Origin of the sequence: Mycobacterium sp. (genome assembly GCF_046091765.1) — a bacterium.
Classification (GTDB): Bacteria; Actinomycetota; Actinomycetes; order Mycobacteriales; family Mycobacteriaceae; genus Mycobacterium.
This window is the reverse complement of the sequence record NZ_JBJTCF010000111.1, coordinates 1-22,921: the sequence shown is the minus strand read 5'-3', so window position 1 is coordinate 22,921 and position 22,921 is coordinate 1. Positions and strand designations below refer to the sequence as shown.

General features: G+C 68.9%; 21 protein-coding genes and 1 tRNA gene. 13 read left to right on the top strand and 9 right to left on the bottom strand.

The genetic code is table 11. From position 1 onward, the window contains the following. Positions 1-2 precede the first annotated feature (2 nt). From ACKOB8_RS12370 to ACKOB8_RS12360, 3 genes are read left to right on the top strand one after another with little or no spacing between them, the layout of a single operon-like run. The gene (locus tag ACKOB8_RS12370) at positions 3-662 is read left to right on the top strand and encodes an ABC transporter permease (protein ID WP_526377628.1); all 660 of its coding nucleotides are present in this window, start codon (positions 3-5) and stop codon (positions 660-662) included. After that, on the top strand, positions 659-1,435 hold the full coding sequence (locus ACKOB8_RS12365; RefSeq protein WP_526377626.1) for an ABC transporter permease: 777 nt from the start codon (positions 659-661) through the stop codon (positions 1,433-1,435). The genes ACKOB8_RS12370 and ACKOB8_RS12365 overlap by 4 nt, the downstream gene beginning before the upstream one ends. Continuing rightward, a complete protein-coding gene (locus tag ACKOB8_RS12360; RefSeq protein ID WP_526377624.1) occupies positions 1,429-2,031 on the top strand; it encodes a putative glycolipid-binding domain-containing protein in 603 nt (200 codons plus the stop codon). The genes ACKOB8_RS12365 and ACKOB8_RS12360 overlap by 7 nt, the downstream gene beginning before the upstream one ends. On the opposite strand, the gene ACKOB8_RS12355 is transcribed toward ACKOB8_RS12360, so the two are convergent. Then, a complete protein-coding gene (locus ACKOB8_RS12355; protein ID WP_526377652.1) occupies positions 1,994-2,938 on the bottom strand; it encodes a prephenate dehydrogenase in 945 nt (314 codons plus the stop codon). The genes ACKOB8_RS12360 and ACKOB8_RS12355 overlap by 38 nt on opposite strands. Before the next feature lie 96 nt (positions 2,939-3,034). On the opposite strand from ACKOB8_RS12355, the gene ACKOB8_RS12350 reads away from it, so the two are divergent. The 3 genes from ACKOB8_RS12350 (at position 3,035) to ACKOB8_RS12340 (ending at position 4,130) form a co-directional block, all read left to right on the top strand. Next, complete coding sequence (locus tag ACKOB8_RS12350) at positions 3,035-3,553, top strand: tRNA adenosine deaminase-associated protein (RefSeq protein ID WP_526377622.1); 519 nt, start codon at positions 3,035-3,037, stop codon at positions 3,551-3,553. Continuing rightward, on the top strand, positions 3,550-4,029 hold the full coding sequence (locus ACKOB8_RS12345; protein WP_526377620.1) for a nucleoside deaminase: 480 nt from the start codon (positions 3,550-3,552) through the stop codon (positions 4,027-4,029). Before ACKOB8_RS12350 ends, ACKOB8_RS12345 begins: the two co-directional genes overlap by 4 nt. Positions 4,030-4,039: 10 nt before the next feature. Continuing rightward, a tRNA-Ser gene (locus ACKOB8_RS12340) sits at positions 4,040-4,130 on the top strand. 50 nt (positions 4,131-4,180) lie between these two features. Here the strand turns inward: ACKOB8_RS12340 and ACKOB8_RS12335 are convergent. Beyond that, entirely contained in the window at positions 4,181-5,110 is a 930-nt protein-coding gene (locus tag ACKOB8_RS12335; RefSeq protein ID WP_526377618.1) for an alpha/beta fold hydrolase, read from the bottom strand. A gap of 312 nt (positions 5,111-5,422) precedes the next feature. Next, positions 5,423-6,877 (bottom strand): hypothetical protein, encoded by a 1,455-nt coding sequence (locus tag ACKOB8_RS12330; protein WP_526377616.1) that lies wholly within the window; start codon positions 6,875-6,877, stop codon positions 5,423-5,425. Between the two features lie 216 nt (positions 6,878-7,093). Here ACKOB8_RS12330 and ACKOB8_RS12325 point away from each other — a divergent pair, with 216 nt between their 5' ends. Both ACKOB8_RS12325 and ACKOB8_RS12320 read left to right on the top strand, forming a co-directional pair. Next, positions 7,094-8,287, top strand: a complete 1,194-nt coding sequence (locus tag ACKOB8_RS12325) for a hypothetical protein (protein ID WP_526377614.1) — start codon at positions 7,094-7,096, stop codon at positions 8,285-8,287. Positions 8,288-8,401: 114 nt separating this feature from the next. Then, positions 8,402-9,820, top strand: coding sequence for a WS/DGAT/MGAT family O-acyltransferase (locus ACKOB8_RS12320; protein ID WP_526377612.1), 1,419 nt, complete (start codon positions 8,402-8,404; stop codon positions 9,818-9,820). On the opposite strand, the gene ACKOB8_RS12315 is transcribed toward ACKOB8_RS12320, so the two are convergent. Next, positions 9,807-10,280: a lipoprotein LpqH gene (locus tag ACKOB8_RS12315; protein ID WP_526377610.1), complete on the bottom strand. Its 474-nt coding sequence runs from the start codon at positions 10,278-10,280 to the stop codon at positions 9,807-9,809. The genes ACKOB8_RS12320 and ACKOB8_RS12315 overlap by 14 nt on opposite strands. 43 nt (positions 10,281-10,323) lie before the next feature. On the opposite strand from ACKOB8_RS12315, the gene tgt reads away from it, so the two are divergent. Further along, positions 10,324-11,577 carry a tRNA guanosine(34) transglycosylase Tgt gene (gene tgt, locus ACKOB8_RS12310; protein WP_526377608.1) on the top strand — a complete coding sequence of 418 codons (1,254 nt, stop codon included), beginning with the start codon at positions 10,324-10,326 and terminating at the stop codon, positions 11,575-11,577. A 136-nt stretch (positions 11,578-11,713) separates the two neighbouring features. On the opposite strand, the gene ACKOB8_RS12305 is transcribed toward tgt, so the two are convergent. Both ACKOB8_RS12305 and ACKOB8_RS12300 read right to left on the bottom strand, forming a co-directional pair. Next, positions 11,714-13,063 (bottom strand): RNA-dependent RNA polymerase family protein, encoded by a 1,350-nt coding sequence (locus tag ACKOB8_RS12305; protein ID WP_526377606.1) that lies wholly within the window; start codon positions 13,061-13,063, stop codon positions 11,714-11,716. Further along, positions 13,060-15,135 (bottom strand): hypothetical protein, encoded by a 2,076-nt coding sequence (locus ACKOB8_RS12300; protein ID WP_526377604.1) that lies wholly within the window; start codon positions 15,133-15,135, stop codon positions 13,060-13,062. Before ACKOB8_RS12300 ends, ACKOB8_RS12305 begins: the two co-directional genes overlap by 4 nt. Before the next feature lie 64 nt (positions 15,136-15,199). On the opposite strand from ACKOB8_RS12300, the gene ACKOB8_RS12295 reads away from it, so the two are divergent. Then, positions 15,200-15,946 carry a ribonuclease T2 family protein gene (locus ACKOB8_RS12295; RefSeq protein ID WP_526377602.1) on the top strand — a complete coding sequence of 249 codons (747 nt, stop codon included), beginning with the start codon at positions 15,200-15,202 and terminating at the stop codon, positions 15,944-15,946. Beyond that, positions 15,943-17,157, top strand: coding sequence for a cytochrome P450 (locus ACKOB8_RS12290; protein ID WP_526377600.1), 1,215 nt, complete (start codon positions 15,943-15,945; stop codon positions 17,155-17,157). The genes ACKOB8_RS12295 and ACKOB8_RS12290 overlap by 4 nt, the downstream gene beginning before the upstream one ends. 19 nt (positions 17,158-17,176) lie before the next feature. On the opposite strand, the gene gluQRS is transcribed toward ACKOB8_RS12290, so the two are convergent. Genes gluQRS through ACKOB8_RS12275 form a run of 3 tightly spaced genes read right to left on the bottom strand, consistent with a single transcriptional unit; the run spans position 17,177 to position 20,321 of the window. Next, on the bottom strand, positions 17,177-18,061 hold the full coding sequence (gluQRS, locus tag ACKOB8_RS12285; protein WP_526377598.1) for a tRNA glutamyl-Q(34) synthetase GluQRS: 885 nt from the start codon (positions 18,059-18,061) through the stop codon (positions 17,177-17,179). Between the two features lie 38 nt (positions 18,062-18,099). Further along, positions 18,100-19,287, bottom strand: coding sequence for an NAD(P)/FAD-dependent oxidoreductase (locus ACKOB8_RS12280; protein WP_526377596.1), 1,188 nt, complete (start codon positions 19,285-19,287; stop codon positions 18,100-18,102). Then, complete coding sequence (locus ACKOB8_RS12275) at positions 19,266-20,321, bottom strand: ATP-dependent DNA ligase (protein WP_526377650.1); 1,056 nt, start codon at positions 20,319-20,321, stop codon at positions 19,266-19,268. The genes ACKOB8_RS12280 and ACKOB8_RS12275 overlap by 22 nt, the downstream gene beginning before the upstream one ends. 49 nt (positions 20,322-20,370) lie before the next feature. On the opposite strand from ACKOB8_RS12275, the gene ACKOB8_RS12270 reads away from it, so the two are divergent. Together ACKOB8_RS12270 and ACKOB8_RS12265 are read left to right on the top strand one after the other, a co-directional pair. Next, entirely contained in the window at positions 20,371-21,423 is a 1,053-nt protein-coding gene (locus tag ACKOB8_RS12270) for a DNA polymerase domain-containing protein (RefSeq protein WP_526377594.1), read from the top strand. A 42-nt stretch (positions 21,424-21,465) separates the two neighbouring features. After that, positions 21,466-22,692, top strand: coding sequence for a thiolase family protein (locus ACKOB8_RS12265; RefSeq protein WP_526377592.1), 1,227 nt, complete (start codon positions 21,466-21,468; stop codon positions 22,690-22,692). Positions 22,693-22,921: the final 229 nt, after the last annotated feature.

The window sequence follows — 22,921 nt, the reverse complement described above, 5'->3', positions numbered from 1 at the left end:
CGGTGCACTACCTGCTCAACCACCTGCACGCCGCGTGGGCGCTGACCCTCGTCCATCTGAGGCTCTCGCTAATCCCGGTGCTGCTCGGCCTGATCATCGCCGTCCCCCTCGGTGCGCTGGTCTGGCCCCGCGCCGGACTCCGGCGGCTGACGACCGTGACGGCGAGCATCATCTTCACCATCCCGTCGCTGGCCTTGTTCGTGGTGCTGCCGCTGATCATTCCGACCCGCATCCTCGATGAGGCCAACGTGATCGTCGCCCTGACGCTCTACACCACGGCACTGCTGGTGCGGGCCGTACCGGAGGCTCTCGACGCGGTCCCGGATCAGACGCGCGACGCGGCAGCGGCGATCGGCTACACCAGGCTCGGTCAGCTGCTGAAAGTTGAACTGCCCCTGGCTGTTCCCATCCTCACAGCCGGCTTGCGGGTGGTAGCGGTGACAAACATCTCCATGGTCGCGGTCGGGTCGGTGATCGGCATCGGCGGACTGGGCACCTGGTTCACCGCGGGCTATCAGGCGGATAAGAGCAACCAGATCGTGGCCGGGATCATCGCGGTCTTTGTGCTCGCAATCGTGGTCGACATGGTGATTCTGCTGGCGGGCCGGTTGCTCACGCCCTGGAACCGGACGCGGACCGGCGGCGCGGCGGTGCCGACGTGAACTTCCTGCAGCAGGCGCTGTCCTACATCTTCACTGCCGGCAACTGGGACGGCAGATCCGGTCTGGGCATCCGGATCCTCGAGCACCTCGAGTACACCGGTGTCGCCGTAGCGGTGTCGGCACTGATCGCCGTTCCCCTCGGCCTGGTCGTCGGGCACACCGGCCGCGGCTCGCTGCTGGTGGTCACTGCGGTCAACGCGCTGCGGGCGCTGCCCACACTCGGGGTGCTGCTGCTCGGGGTGCTGGTGTGGGGACTGGGCTTGCTGCCCCCGACGGTGGCCCTGACCCTGCTCGGGGTGCCGCCGCTGCTGGCCGGCACCTACGCCGGCATCGCCAATGTCGACCCGCGGGTGGTCGACGCCGCGCGCTCGATGGGGATGACTGAACGCCGGGTGCTGATGCGCGTCGAGGTGCCCAATGCGCTGCCGCTGATCCTGGGTGGCCTGCGCACGGCAACGTTGCAGATCGTCGCGACGGCGACGGTGGCCGCCTACGCCAGCCTCGGGGGACTGGGCCGCTACCTCATCGACGGCATCAAGGTCCGGCAGTTCTCGCTGGCTCTGGTGGGTGCGTTACTGGTGACCGCGCTGGCGCTGGCGCTCGACGCCCTGCTGGCGCTGGCGGTGTGGGCCAGCGCGCCCGGACGGGGCCGTTGGCACCGGCGCCTGCCGCAGCCGCTGCTCGACGACGAGGCGCGGGCGCACGCCCGGCCGGTGCGCTCCGGACCGGAATTCAGCAAACCAAACCCCTCGCCTACGGTGGAGGGATGGTGAGCGCAGCCGAGGGCTCCGACGCGGACTGGCCGGCGATTCTGACCTGGCGCTCCCAGGACGTCACCCGCATCGAATCCACCCGTGTGGCGCTCAGCGGCAATCGGATCAAAGCCCTCGGGCGCATCGTGGCGGCCGCCACCGCAACCCACCCGGCGTTCAGCGCGTCCTACGATCTGGTCACCGACGACGCCGGGGCCACCCGGCGGCTGTCGCTCAACGTCAGCCTCGCCAACCGGGACCGGCAGATGTCGATCGCCCGCGACGAGGAGAACATGTGGTTGGTCAGCGACCACCGCGGGGACTCCCGCGACTCCTACGGCGGGGCCCTCGACGTCGATGTGGCGTTGAGCCCCTTCTTCAACGCGCTTCCGATCCGGCGCACCGGGCTGCACCGGCGCGCCGAGACGGTCGACCTGCCGGTGCTCTACGTCTATTTGCCCGAACTGACCGTTGCCGAGGAGACGATCAGTTATCGCAGCCCCGGCCCGGGCACCGGGGAGGGTATCGACCTGGATTCGCCGGTGGCCAAGACCACCGTCGTGGTCGACGCCGACGGGTTCATCGTCGACTATCCGGGCCTGGCAGAGCGGATCTGATCACCCCGCCGGCGCGCCCGGCGGCGGCCAGTTCGGCGCGCCAGCCGTCGCCCCCGATGACCACCGAGACGATGTCGGGACGCTGAAAGTTCTCGAAGCGGACGTGCGCGGCGTGCCCCGCCTCGACCAGACCGCCCACGTTGCCCCCGCCGGCCAGCGATTCGCGGGCGCGTTGCATCAACTCGAGCAGGCGGTCGAGGGCCGGCACCAGTTGTTCGGCGTTGGCCTCGCACATCGCGCGCACCAGATCCGGGGCGGACCCGGCGACCCGGGTACCGTCGCGGAACGAGCCGGCGGCCAGGGCGAAGGCCAGCGGCATCTCCCCGGCGGTGGCGGCCAGTGCCTCGGCGAGCAGATGCGGCAGGTGCGAGATGCTGGCCGCGGCGGCGTCGTGTTCCTCAGACCTGGCCGGCACCACGAACGCCCCGCAGTCCAGGGCCAGGTGCATGACCTGCGACCAGACCGCCGGTGCGACGTGGTCATCGACGCTGAGGACCCACGGGGCGTCGGCGAAGAGCAGCGCGCTGCCCGCCGCCCAGCCCGAGTGCGCGGTGCCGGTCATCGGATGCCCGCCCACGTAGCGGTCGAGCAGGCCCGCCGCGTGGACCTCCTCGAGCACAGCACCCTTCACGCTGACCACGTCGGTCAGCGGGCAGTCCGCGGCGATTTGCTTGATCGGCCCCAGCAGCATGCCGACCGCGGGCATCGGCACGGCCAGCACGACCAGCGCGGCGTGATCGGCGGCCCACGTGAGCGCCTCGGTCAGATCCGCGGTGGCGGCGAAGCCGTCGGACCGGGCCGCCCGCACCCCGACGACGGAGCGGTTGTAGCCGAACGCGTCACGGCCGGCGGCGGTCGCCGCGCGCAGGACCGAGCCCCCGATCAGCCCCAGCCCCAGCACGCACACGGGAGTCCTCGCCACGCTCTCCAGGTTGGCACACCGGTGTCTCGGGCCTGCGGATTTGCTGGTCAACTGGCCTGTCCACGGGCTACCGTTGCGGCCATGGCGGCACAGAGCGCCCCGGCGCCGGATTCCGGGGACACCCCGTACGGCTTCGCGGTGGCTGTGGTGCACGAGAACGCGACCTGGCGGTGTTCGCCGCTGAGCCCGCGAGCCCTGACGAGCCTGTCGGCGGCCGAGACCGAGTTGCGCGAGCTGCGCAGCTCCGGGGCGGTCTTCGGGCTGCTCGACATCGACGACGAGTTCTTCCTGATCGTGCGCCCGGCCCCGTCGGGCACCCGGCTGCTGCTCTCCGACGCCACCGCCGCGCTGGACTACGACATCGCCGCCGAGGTGCTGGAGAAGCTCGACGCCGACATCGCCGCCGAGGACCTGGAGGAGAGCGAGCCGTTCGAGGAGGGCGACCTGGGGGTGCTCGTCGATGTCGGACTGCCCGAGGCGGTGCTCTCGGTCATCCTCGACGAGACCGATCTCTACCCCGACGAGCAGCTGGGCCGGATCGCCCGGGAGATGGGTTTCGCCGAGGAGTTCTCGGTGGTGCTCGAATCCCTCGATCGTTGATCTCCGACGAGGACCTCATCCGTGCGGCGATCGCCGCCGCGACCGACGCCGATCCCGCCGACGTCCCGGTCGGCGCGGTGGTCGTCGACGCGAACGGTGTCGAACTGGCGCGCGCCGCCAACGCCCGCGAAGCGCTCGGGGACCCGACCGCCCACGCCGAGATCCTGGCCCTGCGGGCGGCGGCCCGCGCCCTCGGCGAGGGTTGGCGGCTCGAGGGTGCGACCCTCGCGGTCACCGTCGAGCCGTGCGCGATGTGCGCCGGTGCGCTGGTGATGGCCCGGGTCGCCCGCCTGGTGTTCGGGACCTGGGAACCCAAGACCGGTGCGGTGGGCTCGTTGTGGGACCTCGTCCGCGACCGGCGTCTGACCCACCGCCCCCAGGTGCGCGGCGGAGTGCTGGCCGAGCAGTGTGCGGCGTTACTGGAGGACTTCTTCGCCCGGCACCGTGATTTGGGCCAGCCCGGGACCGGACCGTAAGATTCGCCGCGGTGGCGTGTCCGAGCGGCCTAAGGAGCACGCCTCGAAAGCGTGTGACGGGTAACCCCCGTCCGAGGGTTCAAATCCCTCCGCCACCGCCAACTTCGGCCTCGGTGCCCAGACGTGGCGCCGTGACCCGTCGATCGTCCGGTTACGGATTCGAGTGCGTCCCGATGAACTCGACCCCGGCCTCAATCGCCTTGCGGTGTCGCAGGATTCGGTAGTGCGCCAGTCGCCCGAGTCCCCGGGTGGTCAGCAGTGTCGCCCCCGGCCAGGCCGCGGCCACCCGTGCGCTGGCCGTGTAGGGGCTGTCCGGGTCGTCGGGGTCGTGGATGAGAAGAAGCGGCGGATAGTTGGCCCGCTGACCGGTCCAGGTCATGTTCGTCTCGTGCAGGGGCCGCTCGATCCGGGCCTCCAGGCGACGGTGCAGACGCGCGCGAATCCGGCGGCCGAAGCCGTGGCGGGCGGCGAAAAGATCGAGATAGAGCGGGAATTCACCCATGGGCGCCAGGAAGACCAGCCGCCCTACCGGGGCGCCCTCGGCCGCCGCAAGCATGGTGGAGTTCGCTCCGAGGGAGTGGGCCACCACCGCGTGGGCCGTGCCGTGGGCCCTGATCATGGCTGCGATCGCGTCGGCGCATTCGGTGGCGGTGGTACGCCCCGGTGCCAGCGCGCCCGGATCTGATTCGTTGTGGCTGGGCAGATCGAATGCGATGACCCGATACCCGGCCCGCACGAGCGGTGTGACGAACACCGCCAGATGGGCGCGTTGGCCACCCCAGCCGTGCACCAGGTACACCGGCGGCCCCTCGCCCCATTCCTCCCCGGCGACCCGGTGCCCGTCCCAGAACGCTTCCACCGGTCTGCCCGGTGACACGCCCGGGGGCATCCGCAGGCTCGACTCGAGAACCGGCGGGGTGCACCACAATTCGATCGCCCACCGCGACCCCACCGAGGGTGCGAAGCGCTCAAGCCACCAGAACAGCCGGCGCACCCGGGGGGCGACGGGTGGCAGGACCCCGGAGCCCTCGATGTCCAGCGCAGCCGGGTCGCCGGCCGGCCCGGATATCCCCTCCGTCATGAACCACCGGAGCCCATGTGAGTTGATGCCCCCCGCACTCGCCGCCGCACTTCGATAGGGATATCACCCTAAGCTCAGGATCTCGACAGCACGCGGCCAATCGGTCAGTCCATCCGACGGCCGTCTGGGGAGGGCTGTGGCGAATGTCGCAGATCCGCCTAACGTCGGCGGTGTTCCTACCGTGGGCTCACGGGATCCGGGTGATCTGGGGCCACGCCTTGGTCGTCACGACGTACTCGGATTCATCATCGTCCAAGTAGCCCTTGTAGGTGGTTTCCCACGTCTGCGGGAACCTCGTCACGCGTACTCTCCCTATCGCCTATCGCCCAGAAAGTCGATCGAGATGCTGAACACCGCCCAGTCTGCCAAGTTGCTCGGGACGAGAACGCCATAGAGGTTAATGGCATCCAGTTGCGCACGTTCCTCGACGCTCATCCAGTCTTTGGGGTCATAAAGCCGCTTGATGGTGATGTCGAGTTGTGATCTGCCGTTGTCGGCTGGGAGTTGGAAACTCCGCTCCTGGCCCTCCGAGTAGTCTTCCTCCTTGCTGTGCTGGAAGTAGGCGATTTTCGCCGTGGGTGTGAAGAAGAGCCTGGGATCGTTGAAGATCAGCCGTCCCCAGCCGCCGCCACCGTCGGGGCTACCGTCGAATCGGACCACCAGGTCGTCGTCGCCGATGTCCTGCCCGGCCATCCAGAGCACCCTGCCGGCAGGGAGCGTGACTTGCACGTTGCCGGAGTCCTTCCCGAAAACCTTCAGGCTCACCGGCGAGCCGGAGTTGTTGGCGATGCGCGTGATGACGCCGTCGGTGGTGGTCTCCGCCCTTGTGAAGTTGGTGAGGAGCTTGTTCCAATCCCACTTCTGCGCGTTCGGCCGCCAGTTGTCTCCGTCGTAGTACACCGTCGGGAAGGGGACGTCGCCGGGCCAGAGACCCTCCCGGTAGTCGGCGTTGATTCCGCCGGTGGTGACGGCGCCCACGCCGGCGCCCACCGGAAACAGGGTGCGGCGCACCAGCCACAGCGCACCGGCCATAAAGTCGGTGATCGGGTTGGCCGGGAAGGCCAGCAGAAGCCTGCCCACCGAATCCATGAGCCGCTCGACCGCCGCGCCCAACGTGAGCAACGACTGTTGGAGCGCCGTTGCCGGTTCGGTCGACGGCTCGACCGTCCGACAGTTCTTGCACCTGTCCTCCGCAGTCGTCGCCGCCACACCCTCGACTTCTGCAGTCGTCGCCGGTGGAGTAGGTGCGACCGGCACCCGGTCGCGGGCTGTCACGGCTTCAACCGGGACGACCGGCTGAAGCAGTGCGCTACCACGTCGGGGTTCGGGCAGCACACGGCGCGTCGCCGCGGGACCGCGGGCCACCCCGGCAGAGGAATCGGCTGACTTGCCGGTCGTCGCGGCGACAGCCGCGCCGGATCGAGGCGCCCGCCGGATCCCAGGCCGCGCCTGCACCGGTGACGACGACGCTCCGATCGCGCGGCCCGGCCGAACCGCCGCTCCTTTGCCGTCAGCGGCGCTGGTCGCGGACTGCGGTGCGGTCACGGCTTGGTCAGTTTCACCACCGGCACCCACACCGCCACCGGCACCGGCATCGGCCATCGCCCACGGATGCGACCCGGCCAGCGACAACCCGGCGGCGACGACCGCCGCGCCCATCCGGGCACCACGGTGCCGACCAGACCGCCCACCGGACACGGATTCCCCAGCCTTCCCCCGAAGCAAAAGAACAACTTTTAGACGTTTCCTCAACGTTAGCTGTTTCACGGGCCGCAGGTCAACCGCGCCGTTCGCATCTCGTGCGCGGCCTGCCCGGCGTGAGGGCCTTGCGCGCCCGCTCAGGAGGGAGCCGAGCAACCGGTGGAGGTGACGGTTACGCCCGGGCCTGTGTGCCTCAACGCTGCAGGCGCAGCTGACCGCGCGCGGTTTCGCCACCCTGCGCTGCTGTTTAATAGGGGCGTTCCACATCGAAAGGACCACGATATGCGGGTTTCCCTCCGATCCTCTGTCGCGACCACCGCCATGGTCGGGGCAACCGCGATCGCCATCACCCCGGCCGTCGGGGTGCAGAGCACCGGCCTTCCGGCGCTGCAGGCATCTCCCGCCCTGGCCGCTTTCGCCAACCCGATCACTCTGATCGCCCAGGACGCCGGCATCGCGATCGGCTACCTGCTCAACGGGATCTACTCGCTGGACGACCCCGGACTCAACTGGGCAGGCCGGAACGCACCCACCAGTCCGGTCCTCAACGCCGCGTTGCAATCCGACGCACTGGGCGCCTACCGCGCCCCCGGGGTGCTGCCGCAGATCCTGCTCAACCCGTTCCCGATCGCCACCCAGTGGGCGAGCAACGCGCTGGGTTACCTCTACAACACGGCGGCCTCGGCCGCGTCGGTCGCCGGCTACATCGGTGACATCCTCTGGAGCATCCCCACCACCGCGATCGCCGTCACCATCGACCTGGTGACGCTCAACTTCTCGCAGGCCATCGCAGATCTCAACGACGCCGTCTTCAACGCGATCCAAAACATTTCGCTGGCGGGATACACACTCCTCAACGCCGGGGGCTACGTGCTGACCAATCTCATCGCCAAGGGCACGGCGGTGGTCGATGCGGTGGTGAACCTGGTGCCGAAACTCATCGATGCCACGGCGGGCCAGGTGTCCTACCTGGCCGCCACCCTGGCGGACATCGGAAGTTCCATCGTCTCCAGTCTGACGACGCTGAATCCGGAGGCCATCTGGAACAGCACGGTGGAGGGCCTGTTGGGATCGGAAGGCCTGACCGGTGCGCTGCTGAACCTGACGCTCGGCCCCGGTGTCCAGATCGGTCCGATCAGCGTCCCGTCCGACATCGAAGCCAACTTCGTCCCGAGCCTGCGCACCGAGGCGCAGATCGGCGTGCAGGCTGTGGCGGACGCGCTGGCCACGGTGCCGACTCTCTCGGCTCCCGCTGCCGGCACGCCGGCCGATGAGGCCCCGGTCGCGGCCGAGATCGATGCCCCGGTCACGGCTGCGGCTCCGGTGCAGGCCCGCGACGCCGAGTCCGCCGATGCCCCCAACGCCTCGGCGAGGGCGGGCGCCGGGCGCGGCGGCGCGTCAGCGGGCGGCTCCGAGGAGTCGCCGAAGGCCTCCGCCAAGGCCCGGGCGGGCCGGCCCGCCAGGGCTGCCGGCTGACGCCGTCCCCGGACGGTCTGTGCGCCGCGGGCAATCCCGGCAATCCGGGCCGCGTCGCCGCTCAGCCGAATACCGTTGCACACTCAGAGGCCGGGCAGTGAATGCGAGGGTTCTATGGAACTGATATCGCCCGTGGATTCGATGTTTCTGCTCGGGGAATCCCGCGAGCACCCGATGCACGTCGCCGGTCTGCAACTTTTCGAGCCGCCCGCCGGAGCCGACGCGGACTACATCCGAAGCCTCTATCAGGAACTGGTCGACCGTGACGACGTCAGTCCCACCTTCCGCAAGCATCCGGCGGAATTCCTCGGCGGCATCGCCAACCTGACCTGGGCCTCCGATCGCGATCTCGACCTGGAGTATCACCTGCGGCGCTCGGCGCTGCCGTCGCCGGGACGGGTGCGCGAACTGCTCGAACTCACCTCGCGGCTGCACGGGACGTTGCTCGATCGGCACCGCCCACTGTGGGAGTCCCACCTCGTCGAGGGTCTCAACGACGGCCGCTTCGCGGTCTACACCAAGATTCACCATGCGCTTGTCGACGGCGTGAGCGCGATGCGGATGATGCGGCGGTCCCTGTCCTCGGATGCGCAGGACCGCCACGTCCGGGTTCCGTGGGGCACCAACGAACGAACCTCCCGACGCGAGTCTGCGGGCTCCTCACGCGTCAGCGAGGTGCTGCAGACGATGGGATCGGTGGCCGCACTGGGCCCCTCGGCGATCTACCTCGCCCGCAAGGGCCTCTTCGAGCAGCAGTTGACGCTGCCCTTCGGCGCTCCCAGGACGATGTTCAACGTCCCGATCGGCGGTGCGCGCAGGTGCGCCGCGCAGTCCTGGCCGCTGCAGCGGGTGATGGCGATCAAGAAGGCCGCGGGGGTCACCGTCAACGACGTCGTGCTGGCGATGTGCAGCGGCGCCCTGCGGTCGTATCTGCTCGAGCAGAACGCGCTACCGGATCGTCCCCTGATCGCGATGGTGCCGGTCAGCCTGCGCGACGACTCCAATTCCACCGGCGGCAATCAGGTCGGGGCGATCCTGGCGAATCTGGCCACCGACGTCGACGATCCCGCTCTTCGTCTCAAAGCGGTCAGCAACTCGATGAGCAGCAACAAGGAGATCTTCTCCCAGTTGCCCAAGCTGGAGCGCCTGGCGCTCTCAGCGTTCAATCTGTCCCCGCTGTTGCTCAGCGCGATATCACCGGCGCTGGTCTCCGCGGCACCGCCGTTCAACCTGGCGATCTCCAACGTGCCCGGGGCGCGCGAACCGCTGTACTGGAACGGTGCCCGACTCGACGGCAACTACCCGCTGTCGATCGCCCTCGACGGGCAGGCCCTCAACATCACCTTGACCAACAGCGCGGACAACCTCGACTTCGGACTGGTCGGCTGCCGACGCAGCGTGCCGAGCCTGCAGCGGCTGCTGGGACATCTGGACACCTCGCTCACCGACCTCGAGGAGGCGATGGGCTTCCCGGTCAAACCTGCGCGGCCGGCCAAAGCCCGGACCGCGTCGCGACGCCCTAGGGACAGCTGACCCTGATTTCGAACGGCTCGTTGACCGGCTGCATCGGGTCGGCCATGTTGACGCCGATGGCCGTTCCGCTGATGGTGTAATTCTTGCCGTCCTTGGTCGCGGTGGCGCTGGCGCCCGGCGCGCCGTCCTGATAGGCCAGCGCGACGCCGTTGAGGTCGCCGAGCCCCACGGAGGTCACTTTCGAGGCGTCTGCACTCATGACCACGGCGATACCGGAGCCCTGCTCACCGATGCCGATGGTGAGACTGTCGCCGGCGGTCGCGCACACCACCTGTCCCCGGATGTCCTGTTGCTGCCCGTCGACAATCACCGTCGCGCTGCCGGCTCCCGTGGAGGCCGACACACCGCCGGTGGTGGCCGCGGGGGATTTCTCCTCGGCCTTCTTGGTGCCAGAACAGCCGGCCAGACCGGCAATCACCACCGAGGCTCCACACACGGCGGCCGCTATGACTCGAATCACGGCATTTCTCCCTTCTCAGCCCACGCTTGATTAGATACCTCCTGTGCCCGACAGTCGCGCGCCGGAGAGCTCCTTGTTCACGGTAACGGCCCAACTGCCGAAGGACCGCGGCCGCAGCGGAGTTATTCGTACCCCACACGGCGAGATCCACACGCCGGCCTTCATCGCAGTCGGCACGCAGGCCACCGTCAAAGCCGTCCTGCCGGAGACCATGCGCGAGCACGGAGCCCAAGCGCTGCTGGCCAACGCCTACCACCTCTATCTGCAGCCCGGCGCGGACATCGTGGCCGAGGCGGGCGGTCTGGGCGCCTTCATGAACTGGCCCGGGCCCACGTTCACCGACAGCGGGGGATTTCAGGTCATGTCGCTGGGGGTGGGCTTCCGCAAGGTGCTCATGGAAGACGTCGACCGGGTCCAGGCCGATGATCTGGTGGCCGCCGGAAAGCAGCGCCTTACCCGCGTCGATGCGGACGGCGTCACCTTCACCAGCCACCTTGACGGCTCCACCCACCGATTCACGCCCGAGGTGTCCATCGGCATTCAGCATCAACTCGGCGCGGACATCATCTTCGCGTTCGACGAGCTGACCACGTTGGTCAACACCCGCACCTATCAGGAGGAGTCGCTGGCCCGCACCCAGGCGTGGGCGCAGCGCTGCCTGCTCGAGCATCGCCGCCTGACGGACCTCAAGGAGCCGACCAGCCCGCGGCAGGCGCTGTTCGGGGTCGTGCAGGGCGCCCAGTACGAAGATCTGCGCCGCCAGGCCTGCCGCGGTCTGGACTCGATCACCGACGAGACGGGACGGGGATTCGACGGTTACGGGATCGGCGGCGCGCTGGAGAAGCAGAACCTGGCCACCATCGTGGGATGGTGCACCGAGGAGTTGCCCGACTCCAAGCCGCGACACCTGCTGGGGATCAGCGAACCCGACGATCTGTTCGCCGCGATCGCCGCCGGCGCCGACACCTTCGATTGCGTCTCACCCTCGCGGGTCGCCCGCAATGCCGCGGTGTACGCGACCTCCGGCCGCTACAACGTGACCGGTGCCCGCTACCGGCGTGACTTCACAGCGCTGGATCCCGATTGCGACTGCTACACCTGCAGTCATTACACCCGCGCCTACCTGCACCACCTGTTCAAGGCGAAGGAGATGCTCGCCGCCACCCTGTGCACGATCCACAACCAGCGCTTCATCATCGGACTCGTCGACCGGATTCGAGAAGCGATCCTCGCCGGTGACTTCGACGAGTTGCGCGAGGAGGTTCTCGGGCGTTTCTACGGCACTGCACAGCCGTGATGACCCGGGTGAAGACGTGGAAAGGCACGGGGAAAAACGAAAAAAGGAAGAACCGAAAGCCGCGGCCTCTGTGGTTCTTCGGAGGTGACCGCCCGCAGGCGGGATCCGTGCCTTCACGGATTGAACACCACCTGAGCTAGGACCGCAATCGCCTGCCCTGTGCGTTGCGGATCCGGACCAGGGATCTCAGCCCCATCCGGGAATACAGCGATGCGGGCGGGACCTGCCGGAAACCCCGGACCCCCGGCTGCCCGGTTGCCGCCTGCGCGATCTTGCGCGCGATGCGGAAATCGAGATCCTTGAGCACCCCCCGGTCGGTGGTGGTTTCCAGCAGCGACGCGAGACCGGGCACGACGAAAGGACTGTCGGGATCGAGCATGACGTTCGCCGTTGCCACCAGCCTGCAGGCGCGCTGCTCGACCGTCATTGCCGACAGGCTCGCCGCGGCCCCGTCGATCCGGGTCGCGAACCTGCCGACGAATCGACGCAACCGGTGCGGTCCCACGGTCACGGTCCCGGCGTAGCTGACGGACAGGCCCAGGCAGTCGATCCGATTGCCCCCGCGGTAGGCGGGGTCGGCATCAGAGGGCATGCCGGTACCGCTCAACGCGGTGCGACGCTCCTTGGCGATCTTGCGCTTGACCCCGATCTCCGTCAGCAGCGAGTCGATCCGCGCATCGGCCTCGTGGATCGCCGACAGATCGGGATGGGCGAGAACGAAGTCGTCGTTGTAGCGGGCGTAAAAGATCCCGTCGACGCACAGGATCGCCCGGTCCATCTTCGTGACGGCCAGATTCGACAGAATGGGAACCATCGGCGTACCCGTGGGCAGACCGTGCAGCCGGGTGAACAGCACGCCGTCCTGATCCTCAACGACGGGACGGGCCAGCGAGACGATCAGATCCCAGGTCCTCGCCGAGACGGCCCCGCCCGGGGTCCCCAGTCCAGCCACCTCGCGGACCAGCGGCCACAGCGGTGCGTCGGGTCCGACCGGTAGCGAGTCGCCGTAGTGGTCGAAGTCGGACTGCAGCACATACAGCGGTGGACCGTGCGGCCCCACCCGGTGGCGGTGGTCACGGACGAACGCGGCCAGCGCGCGCATCGCGCTGACATTGGTCAGACCAGGCAGGTAGGAGTAGACGCCGGGCAGTCCCTGACACTGGGCGTTGTGCGTGAGGAGTTGGTAGAGCGCGGAACCGACGACGTGGTCGGTGAAGCACGGCATGTGCGCGGCGCGGCTCTTTCCCTTCGTCTGCAGGGACCACAGCGCGACTGGCCGCGGACGATAATCGCCCTCGGAAACGCTGCGGGCGATCGTCCGTGACAGTTGGCTGCGCTTGGCTGCGGTATCGAAATAGGTCACGCCGTTCTCGGCTTCGGCGAAGGCCATACCCCGTTGCCGGCGGGTGGTGAAGATCCGCAGGATCACGTCTTCGTAGGTCTGCGGATCGCCAAGCCGGCGCTCGACGTCGACGGGCTCATTCATCGGCGGTATCGACCGAGTTTCCAGGTGCGCAGCACCGTCAGCCAGCGATCGACCCGGTCGTGCTCGGGATCGGCAGGCAGCAGCAGCAGCAGCCGCAGACAGCTCTGCTCGCGCAGCGGTGTCAGCAGGCGACCGGGTAGGGCAACCACGTCGACACCCTCTTCGAGCGAGGCGATCGCCGTCTGCAGCAGCGTCGCGAGAACCTCCGGTTCAACAGTGCGCATGTCCGCTGCGCCGCTGCGGGTCTGCAGGTCGAACACGATCCCGGTGGGGAAGAGCGTCCGGAACTGTGCGACCAACTCGCCCAGGTCGGCCGGGCAGGGCACGGCGTCGCCGGGCGGTGCGAACGCCGGGTCGCCGGAGATGCGCTCAAGTATCGCGTGCCCGTTGGCGGCCGGTGCGGCCAGGGAAGTACCGCGGCCCAGCGCACCGCCGGTGGCTGTCTGCAGCGCGATGTGTGGTGCGGGGAAATCCCCACCCGGTTCTTGGCGCTCGTAATACATCAGCAGAGTGGGTGAATGGAATCCGACGTGCCCGTGACCGTCAAACTCCTGTTCCATCAGCCGCACCGCGGCAGTGCGCTGTTTGGCGGTGATCGACTGCGGGATCGTGACGGTCCCGGCGAGTACCGGACCGGATTCGCGGGCAAGGGAGTCGACCCATTCGCGCAGGGAGAGCAGCGCCGGCTCCGGCGGGTCTCGGCGATCGCGGAAATGCTGGACGTTGATCAGCACGATGAGCTGGGTGACCATCGCCGCGGTGATCTGGATCAGATCGGAGGCCGGGTGGGGATTGAGCCACACCAACCACATCAGAGCACAGAGCAGTGCCAGCGTGGCGATGTGCGTGCCGAACCGGCCCTCGGCGAACAGCCGGATCTGATAGATGCCAATGACACTGCGCACCAGGAACATCGGAATCAGTGCCAGCAGGAAACTCATCGGCACGTCATGCAGGACGAACTGCCCGAGCCCGGCGGCCAGTACCCAGTAGTACAACGCGATCACCGGCGATAGCCACACCAGAGCGTGGAAGAACATCTGCTGGAGGCTCCGGATCGCGGGCGCGTTTCGCAGGCGCACCAGATCGAAGTAAAAGATTCCGGAGCTCTCGTAGGTGCCACGAAACAGCGGCAGAATCAGATAGAAGAACTGGAAGGCATCCACGTGCCGCCAGGCCATGTTTGCGGCGGTGAGGTCGAAGGTACGGGTGTCGGTGCCGTAGAAGCCGACGAGGATGAGCACCAGCACCGCGTCCAGGCGAAAGCTGAGGCCCGAAATCGTCGTCTCGAATCCCAGCCAGGGCGGAATCCTCGGCAGGTCGCGCCACCAGCGCGCAGGCGGCCCGAACCGCGGACGCAGGCCCACCATACGGTAGGCCTCCAGGCAGAAGTGAACGGTGATCCAGATGGTGATCGCGTTGGCGGCGACGATCGAGATGATGATCGCGGCCTTCGGGTAGTAGAAGAGGCCGGCACCGAGGACGGCCAACTGGACCCCCGTGGGCACAAACATCGACCAGATCGGTTTGTACACCCGGCGCGTGGCGTAGATCCCCGAATGCAGTACCCGGACCGGTAGTCCGATCGCCAGCTCGACAATGACCAGGAAGGCATAGAAGCGGCCGACCGCGTCGTCGCCGGCACCGGACATCAGCTGCAGGGCCACGGCGCCGAGGGCGATCACCGCGATCGCCAGGATCACCGCGAGCACCAGCCAGGATCCGATCTCGCGCTCGGCGGCATCGCGCTGCCCGGACCTGGCGTAGCCCCGCAGGCGTCCGCGCATCACCTCCAGAAGGCCCCACCAGGCTCCGGACACGATGAGGCTGCCCGCCCGCAGCACCATGACCGTGAATGTCGCAACGCCTCCCAGGGCCGACATCAGGATGAAGAACTCGACTACATGCACGGCGAAGCGAATCCCGGACACCAGGAAGGGAAAGCGCAACCGATAGGCGAAGTACGCCAGGATCCTGCCGGTGAGCAGGCTCGGGTAGAGGGAGACGACGCGGCGCGTGCTGCCTGAGTTGCGTTCGAACCAGCGGTCGAGATCGCTAGAGGCGGTGTTCAACGGTGTTGGGCCGATCGTGGGGCTGTGGACGTCCTCCGCTGGGAGCTGTTGAATAGAGTGCGCTATGAAGCGAGGCGACGCAGTCGTATTCTCCATATCGGCCGTCCTGGCGGTCGCGGTGGTCGCCGCCGTCTCCTACAGCCTGCTTGTGGTGGATCGCAAGCCCAGCGATGCCGAGGTTTCCGGCAGCAGTGTCTCCAGTCTGCTGGCCCTGACCTGGGGTCCGAGCCTGTGCAAGGTCGAGCCGTCCAACTCGGGCTGCCGTTCCGGTCACGTCGGGCAGCTGGGGCAGGTCTTCATCCTGCACGGGCTGTGGCCCCAGCCGTCTTCCGAGCAGTATTGCGGCGTGCCCCAGCGCGCCGCGGGCCGACCCGCGGTGGCGCTTCCGCAAGACGTCCAGGCGGGTCTGCAGCAGATGATGTCCGACGCGTCGGTGATGGCCTCGCACGAGTGGTACGCGCACGGCACCTGCTCGGGTGTTGCCGCCCCCGAATACTTCGCCATCGCGACGTCACTGACCGATCAGGTGCGCAAGGTTCTCGACCCGCTCTTCGACAGAGCCGAGGGGCGCCGACTCGCGCCGCGCAGCGTGCGGGAGGCCTTCGACAGCGAGTTCGGCCGCGGGGCGGGCAACCGCGTCGGCCTCACCTGCCGCGACGTGACTCGCGAAGGCACCCTCGTCTACGAGGTCCACCTGTCGCTGCCGCCGGTGACCGACCTGCGAAACGGGGCCACGACGCCATCGCTGGCCGAGGCCCTCGCGAAGGGCCCGACCATCCCGGCCGGGTGCGGGCAGGGCCGCGTGCCGTGACCGCCACCGCTCAGCCGTTGCTGCTGCAACTGCTCGACCCGGCGAACCGGCCCGACCCCTACCCGGTGTTCCGGCGGTTCCTCGACGTCGGGCCACTGCAGTTGCCGCAGTCCAACCTTGTGGTCTTCTCCGCGTTCGACGACTGCGACCAGGTGCTGCGCCACCCCTCCTCGTGCAGTGACCGGCTCAAGTCCACCATCGTTGCGCGGGCCGTGGCCGCGGGTGAGGACGCCCGACCGTTCGGCACGCCGGGATTTCTGTTCCTGGACCCGCCCGACCATACCCGGTTGCGCCGCCTGGTCAGCAAGGCGTTCTCACCCAAGGTCGTCAAAGCACTGCAGCCCGACATCGCCGCCCTGGTCGACGGCCTGCTGGACTCGATCGCCTCAGCCGGCCGGATGGAAGCGATCGCCGATCTGGCCTACCCGCTTCCCGTCGCGGTGATCTGCCGCCTTCTCGGAGTGCCGATCGAGGACGAACCGCGCTTCCGTGCGGCGTCGGCATTGCTGGCCCAGGGCCTGGATCCGTTCGTCACGTTCACCGGCCAGTCGCAGGGCTTCGAGGAGCGACTGCAGGCGGGTTTGTGGCTGCGCGGATATCTGCGTGAGCTGCTCCAGCAGCGCCGTGCGCACCCGGGTGAGGATCTGATGTCCGGGCTGATCGCGGTGGAGGAGTCAGGCGATCAGCTGACCGAAGACGAGATCGTGGCGACCTGCAATCTGCTGCTCGTCGCCGGGCACGAGACGACGGTGAACCTGATCGCGAACGCGATGCTGGCGATGCTGCGCCACCGGCAGCACTGGACCGCGCTGGGGCGCGACCCCGAGCGTGCACCGGCGATCGTGGAGGAGACCTTGCGTTACGACCCGCCCGTGCAACTGGTCGGCCGTGTCGCCGGTGCGGACATGACGATCGGAGAAGCCCACATACCGCAGGGCGACACGATGATGCTGCTGCTGGGCGCCGCGCACCGCGATCCGGCCGTCAACGAGCACCCGGATGACTTCGACCCCGGCCGGACCGCCGTCCGGCACCTGGCGTTCGGCTTGGGCCCGCACTTCTGCCTCGGCGCCCCGCTGGCGCGGCTGGAGGCCGCGGTGGCGCTGGCGGCGGTCACCAGGAGGTTCCCGGACGCCCGACTGGTCGGCGAGCCGGAGTACAGGCCCAACGTCACGCTGCGCGGCATGGCCAGCCTGAGTGTCGCGCTGTAGCGCGGCCCTGGATCGACACTCAACCGCGAAAGACCCAGGGCCGGCGCGGCAGCCGCGCCGGGTCGAAGGATTCCAGCAGGTCCCCGGGCGTGGTGGCGCCGCCGCGTTCCAGGGACTCGGCGATCAGTGCGAACGTCCGGGACGCCCCGAGGTCGGCGAGTGTCACCGCGCCGTCGCGCTTGGCCAGCCGCTTGCCGTCGGCGTTGAGGGCCAACGGAACGTGGGCATAGGTCGGCTGGGCATACCCCAGCAGCGACCCCAGGTAGGCCTGACGGGGGGAGGAGGACAGCAGGTCGTCGCCGCGCACCACCTGGTCGACACCGGCCAGGGCGTCGTCCACCACCACCGCCAGGTTGTAGGCGGGGACCCCGTCGCCGCGGCGCAGCACGAAGTCATCGACGACGCCGGTGTAGCTCCCGTGCTGCAGGTCGTTGACGGTGAACCGCGTCGCCGCGGAGCGCAGCCGCAACGCCGGCGGCTTTCCGCCGCCGCGCCGCTGCGATCGGGCGGAGTCGGTGAGATCGCGGCAGGTGCCCGGGTAGGAGCCCTGCGGGGCGTGCGGCGCACGCGGCGCGTTGAGGATGTCCTTGCGGCTGCAGAAGCACTCGTAGACCAGGTCGCGCCGTCGGAGAGCGTCGATGACCGCGTCGTAGCGTTGCGGGTGACTCGACTGCCACTGTGGTTCGTCGTCCCAGTCCAGTCCGATCGCGGCCAGGTCGGTCAGTTGACGCTCGGCAACCGCGGTGTGGGTGCGGTCGTCGAGGTCCTCGATGCGGATCGTGAAGCGACGACCTGTCGAGCGGGCGAACAGCCACGCCAGTACGGCGGTCCGCAGGTTGCCGATGTGCAGATCCGCCGACGGGCTCGGGGCGAACCGGCCGGCGCCGACCCCGGTGGTGTTCATCGTCGCCTCCTCTTCCGAGGATCACCCTGCCGGTTCGCTCAGAGGACCTCACCGATGGGTGTCCCGGCGATGATCTTGGCGCGGGTTTTCATCACCTTGCCCGGCATCCCGCCGCCGACGACGGCGGCAAGTGCCCCCTCGCGTTCGTAATTGGCCAGGAACTTGCGGCCGTCGTCCTCCACGACATGCACGGTGTCGGTGGGATGAGGTTCACCGAGGCACTGGATCTTGACGTCGTACTGGTCGCTCCAGAAATACGGCACCGTGACCACCGCCGGTGCGTCCTGATGAAGAAGTGCCGCGACCAGCACCCGGGCCTGGTCTGCGACATTGCTCCAGTGCTCGACCCGGACCCGGTGGCCGTGAGCGTCGGTCCACGCGGCGACGTCGCCGAGGGCCCAGACGTGCCCGGCGCTGGTGCGTCCGGCGGCGTCGCAGAGCACCCCGCCGTCGCCGGGGTCGAGGTCCACCCCGCTGCCGGCCAGCCAGGCGGTGGCCGGCCGGGAGCCGATGCCCAGCACCACCAGGTCGGCCGCGACGACCTCGCCGTCACTGAGGAGCACCTCGCGCACCGCGCGTTCGCCGCGCACCTCCGACACCCCCGTGCCGGTGCGGACGTCGACGCCGGCGTCGCGGTGCAGACGGGCGACCAGACGACCGACCTCCTCGCCGAGCACACCGGCCAACGGTGTCGGCTGCGGTTCGACGAGAACCACCTCGACGCCGAGGGCGCGCAGGCTGGCGGCCACCTCGCAGCCGATGAAGCCGGCACCGACGATCACCGCGCGAGTCGCCGTTGCGGCGTGGTCGCGCAGGGCCGTGGCGTCCGCCAGCGACCGCAGCACGTGGATGCCGGTCAGATCCGGCCAGGACCCGATCCGCTTGGGGGTCAGGCCGGTGGCGACGATCAACTCGTCGTAACCCAGAGTCGAACCGTCCTCGAGAGTCAGCGTCTGGGCCGAGGTGTCCAGGGATCGAGCGGCCGAACCCGACCGCACGGTGATCCGGTGTTCGGTGTAGAACTCCGCCGGTTTGAGCGCCACGTCGGCCAGGGTCTTGGCGCGGTCGACCAGAAACTCCTTGGACAGCGGTGGCCGGTCGTAGGGCGGGTAGTCCTCCGCGGCGACGAGGGTGATCGGCCGGTCATCGCCGGATTTGCGCAGCTGCTCGCAAACCCGCACGGCGGCCAGCCCGCCCCCGACGATCACGATCCCGGTGGCTCCCACGCCGTCTTCTTACCGGAAGTCGTGCCGGCCGGCTGCGCAATCTGGGCAGCAATCTGGGCAAAGGTGCACGATCTGGGGTCGCGGTCCGGGCGCCACCGGCTGAACTGGGCGGTGTGTCGGAAGCGGTCGCCCTGCATGTGGTCGTAACGGACCTCCACCACCCGCTCGGGCCGAAGGGCGGTGAAGGACAGATCTTTGCCGCTGTTCCAGCGCGACACTTCGCTGTCCAGGCCGTGCCAGGGATGGTCGGGGCAGGTGGTGACCAGTGGCTGCAGCTCGGTGAACAACGCCCTGCGCGTGGCCATCGGCAACGCACCGATCACTCCGACCGGTGCCAGGGTGCCGTCGCGGCGGTAGAGCCCGAGCAGGAGCGAACCGATCGCGTCGTCGGAATCCCGGTGGAGCCGATAGCCCGCGACGACGCAGTCGGCGGTGCGCCGGTGCTTGATCTTGAACATCGTGCGTTCGCCCGGGCGGTACGGGGCTGTGAGCGGCTTGGCGATGACCCCGTCGAAGCCCGCACCCTCGAGTTCGTCGAACCAGCGCCGCGCGGTCGCGGGATCTGTGGTGGCCGGTGTGATGCGGAAGGTCGGTCCGCAACGCTGCAGCGCATCGACCAGTGCGGCGCGGCGCACGCTGAACGGCGCGGCGGTGAGGTCGTCATCGCCGAGCGCCAGCAGGTCGAAGGCGACGAACGAGGCCGGAAGTTGCGCCGCGAGCATCCGGACTCGGGAGTCGGCGGGGTGGATGCGCTGCTGCAGCGCCGGGAAATCCAGGCCCGCGTCGCCGCTGATGACGATCTCACCGTCGATCACACAGCGCGGCGGAAGCTCAGCCACGGCGGCCGCCACCAGTTCGGGGAAGTAACGGGTCAGCGGTCGCGTGGTGCGGCTGCCCAACTCGACGTCGTCACCGTCGCGAAAACAGATCGACCGGAACCCGTCCCACTTCGGTTCGTAGGAAGCGCCCTCGGGGATGTCCGACACTGACTTGGCCAGCATCGGCGACACCGGCGGTGTCACCGGCAACCGCAGCACCGCCATGACTACATTGTGCCGCAGATTCCCGGCGTAACGTCGAGGTGTGCAGGCCGAGGAGATCGACGTCTACGGCGTTGCGGTGCGGATCACCAACCGCGACAAGCCCTTCTTCCCCAAACTCGGGGCGGCCGGCACCAAGGGTGCCCTGATCGACTACTACCTGTCGGTCGCCTCCGGCCCGATGCTCACCGCACTGCGGGACCGGCCAACCCATTTGCAGCGGTTCCCCGACGGCATCGACGGCGAGGAGATCTATCAGAAACGGCTTCCCGAGAAGCACCCGGACTATCTGCAGTCCTGCCGGGTCACCTTCCCGTCCGGGCGCACCGCGGACGCGCTGCGGGTGACCCACCCCTCGGCGATCGTGTGGGCCGCCCAGATGGGCACGATCACCCTGCACCCCTGGCCGGTCCGCTGCCCGGACGCCGAGCACCCCGACGAACTGCGGGTCGATCTCGACCCTGCACCGGGCACCGGTTTCGCCGAGGCGCGCACCATCGCCGTGGACGTCCTCAAACCCCTGCTCGACGACATCGGCATGGTCGGGTACCCGAAGACCTCCGGGGGCCGGGGCGTGCACGTGTTCCTGCGCATCGCCGCGCAGTGGGACTTCATCGACGTGCGCAGGGCCGGCATCGCCCTGGCCCGCGAGATCGAGAGGCGCGCACCGGATCTGGTCACCACGTCGTGGTGGAAGGAGGAACGTGGGCGGCGGATCTTCGTCGACTTCAATCAGAACGCCCGCGATCGCACCTTCGCCGCGGCCTACTCGGTCCGGCCCACCCCGATCGCGACCGTGTCGACTCCGCTCACCTGGGATGAGTTGGCCGGCGCCGCAACCCCGGACGACTACACCATGGCGACGGTGCCGGCGCTCATCGCCAGCCGCGGCGACCCGATGGCCTCGCTGGACTCGGTGGCCCAGTCACTCGATCCGCTGCTCGCGATGGCCGCAGCCGATGCCGATCGGGGTCTGGGGGATCTGCCCTATCCGCCGAATTATCCGAAGATGCCGGGCGAGCCCAAGCGGGTGCAGCCCAGCCGGGATGCCAGTCGGAGGCGCGCTCGCGCGGAGGACAGAGATGCGAAAACGTAGACTGGCGCCACCGGCGTGCGGTGTGCAGGGGGAGGTGCGGGATTGACGCGGCTCAGCGGATCGGACGCGGTGATCCTCGACTACGTGCGCACCCCCCGCGCGAAGGCCTCGGCGAAAGGGTCGCTGCACGACCGCAGCGCGACTGATCTGCTGGTCGCACTCGAGCGCTCCCTCGTCGAGCGCACCGGACTGGACAGCGGCCTCGTCGACGACGTGGTCATCGGTTGCGCCTCGCAGGTCGACGAGCAGGGCGCGAACATCGCTCGCACCTCCGCGCTGTTGGCCGGGTGGGGTGAAACCGTGCCCGGGGTCACCCTCAACAGGTTCTGCGCGTCGGGCATCGACGCGGTCGCGCAGACAGCGGCGCGCCTGCGCCAGGGAGATCTGAGCATGGCGGTGGCCGGCGGCGTCGAGTCGGTGTCGCGGGTCCCGCTCTTCGCCGACCGGGGTCCGCTGTGGACCGACCCCAGCACCATCCGGGCAGTCGGCTCAGTGCACATGGGCATCGCCGCCGACCTCAACGCGACCCTCGAGGGGTTCCGGCGCGAAGACCTCGACCGCTACGGGGTGGAGACGCAGCACAAGTCGGCCGCGGCGTGGGCCGCGGGGGCTTTCGCCGGCTCCGTGGTGCCGGTTGCGCCCACCGGGCGCGGGCCCGGACTCGATCACGACGAGCTGGTCCGCCCGGACACGACCTATGAAGCCCTGGCCGCCCTGCCGCCGGCCTTCGCCCAGCTCGGCGCCGACGGCCAGGACGAGATCGCGCTGAGTGCTTATCCGGTCGTCTCCGCCATCGAGCACTTGCACACCGTGGGCACCTCACCCCAGATGGCCGACGCGGCCGCGCTTGTGCTGCTGGGCACCCGCGACGGGGCCGAGTCGGTCGGGCTCGCGCCGCGGGGGCGCATCGTCGCGTCGGCGACCACGGCGGTCAACCCGGTGGTGATGCTGACCGCCGGGCAGTCGGCGGTCCTCGACGTCCTCGCGCGGACCGGTCTGCGACCCGCCGACATCGACGTCTTCGAGTTCGCCGAAGCCTTCGCCGCGCTGTGCCTGAAGTTCCGCCGCGATCTGGACGCCGGGCCCGACCGGATGAATCCCAACGGCGGAACCATGGCCATGGGGCACGCCTTCGGGGCCACCGGCGCGATCCTGGTCGGCAGCTGCCTGGAGGAACTGGAACGGCGCGACGGGCGCTACGGGGTGGCCGCGGTCAGCGGTGCCGCAGGACTGGGGGTCGCGATCCTGATCGAGCGACTCACCGCGTAGACGCCATTTTCCCGAGCCGTTTACCGAGACGAAAGCGGTTGGTGCGCCTACGATGAGAGCGGGAAATCCCACCGGATCGCACTCGGATCCCGGGTGCGGACGTCGACGTCGGGGTGATGGCGATGATGCGAAACACTGCACGGATCGGGGCGGCAGTGTTCGCCCTCGGACTGATGGCGGGGCCGCAGGCCCCGGGACTGGCGGCCGCCGACAACCCCGACGCCGACTC

Bases quoted from the DNA above. Each gene is read 5' to 3' on its own strand.
- ACKOB8_RS12360 (WP_526377624.1), top strand. From the start codon at position 1,429: ATGGTGAGCGCAGCCGAGGGCTCCGACGCGGACTGGCCGGCGATTCTG.
- ACKOB8_RS12350 (WP_526377622.1), top strand. From the start codon at position 3,035: ATGGCGGCACAGAGCGCCCCGGCGCCGGATTCCGGGGACACCCCGTAC.
- ACKOB8_RS12335 (WP_526377618.1), bottom strand. From the start codon at position 5,110: ATGACGGAGGGGATATCCGGGCCGGCCGGCGACCCGGCTGCGCTGGAC.
- ACKOB8_RS12325 (WP_526377614.1), top strand. From the start codon at position 7,094: ATGCGGGTTTCCCTCCGATCCTCTGTCGCGACCACCGCCATGGTCGGG.
- ACKOB8_RS12320 (WP_526377612.1), top strand. From the start codon at position 8,402: ATGGAACTGATATCGCCCGTGGATTCGATGTTTCTGCTCGGGGAATCC.
- ACKOB8_RS12305 (WP_526377606.1), bottom strand. From the start codon at position 13,063: ATGAATGAGCCCGTCGACGTCGAGCGCCGGCTTGGCGATCCGCAGACC.
- ACKOB8_RS12295 (WP_526377602.1), top strand. From the start codon at position 15,200: ATGAAGCGAGGCGACGCAGTCGTATTCTCCATATCGGCCGTCCTGGCG.
- gluQRS (WP_526377598.1), bottom strand. From the start codon at position 18,061: ATGAACACCACCGGGGTCGGCGCCGGCCGGTTCGCCCCGAGCCCGTCG.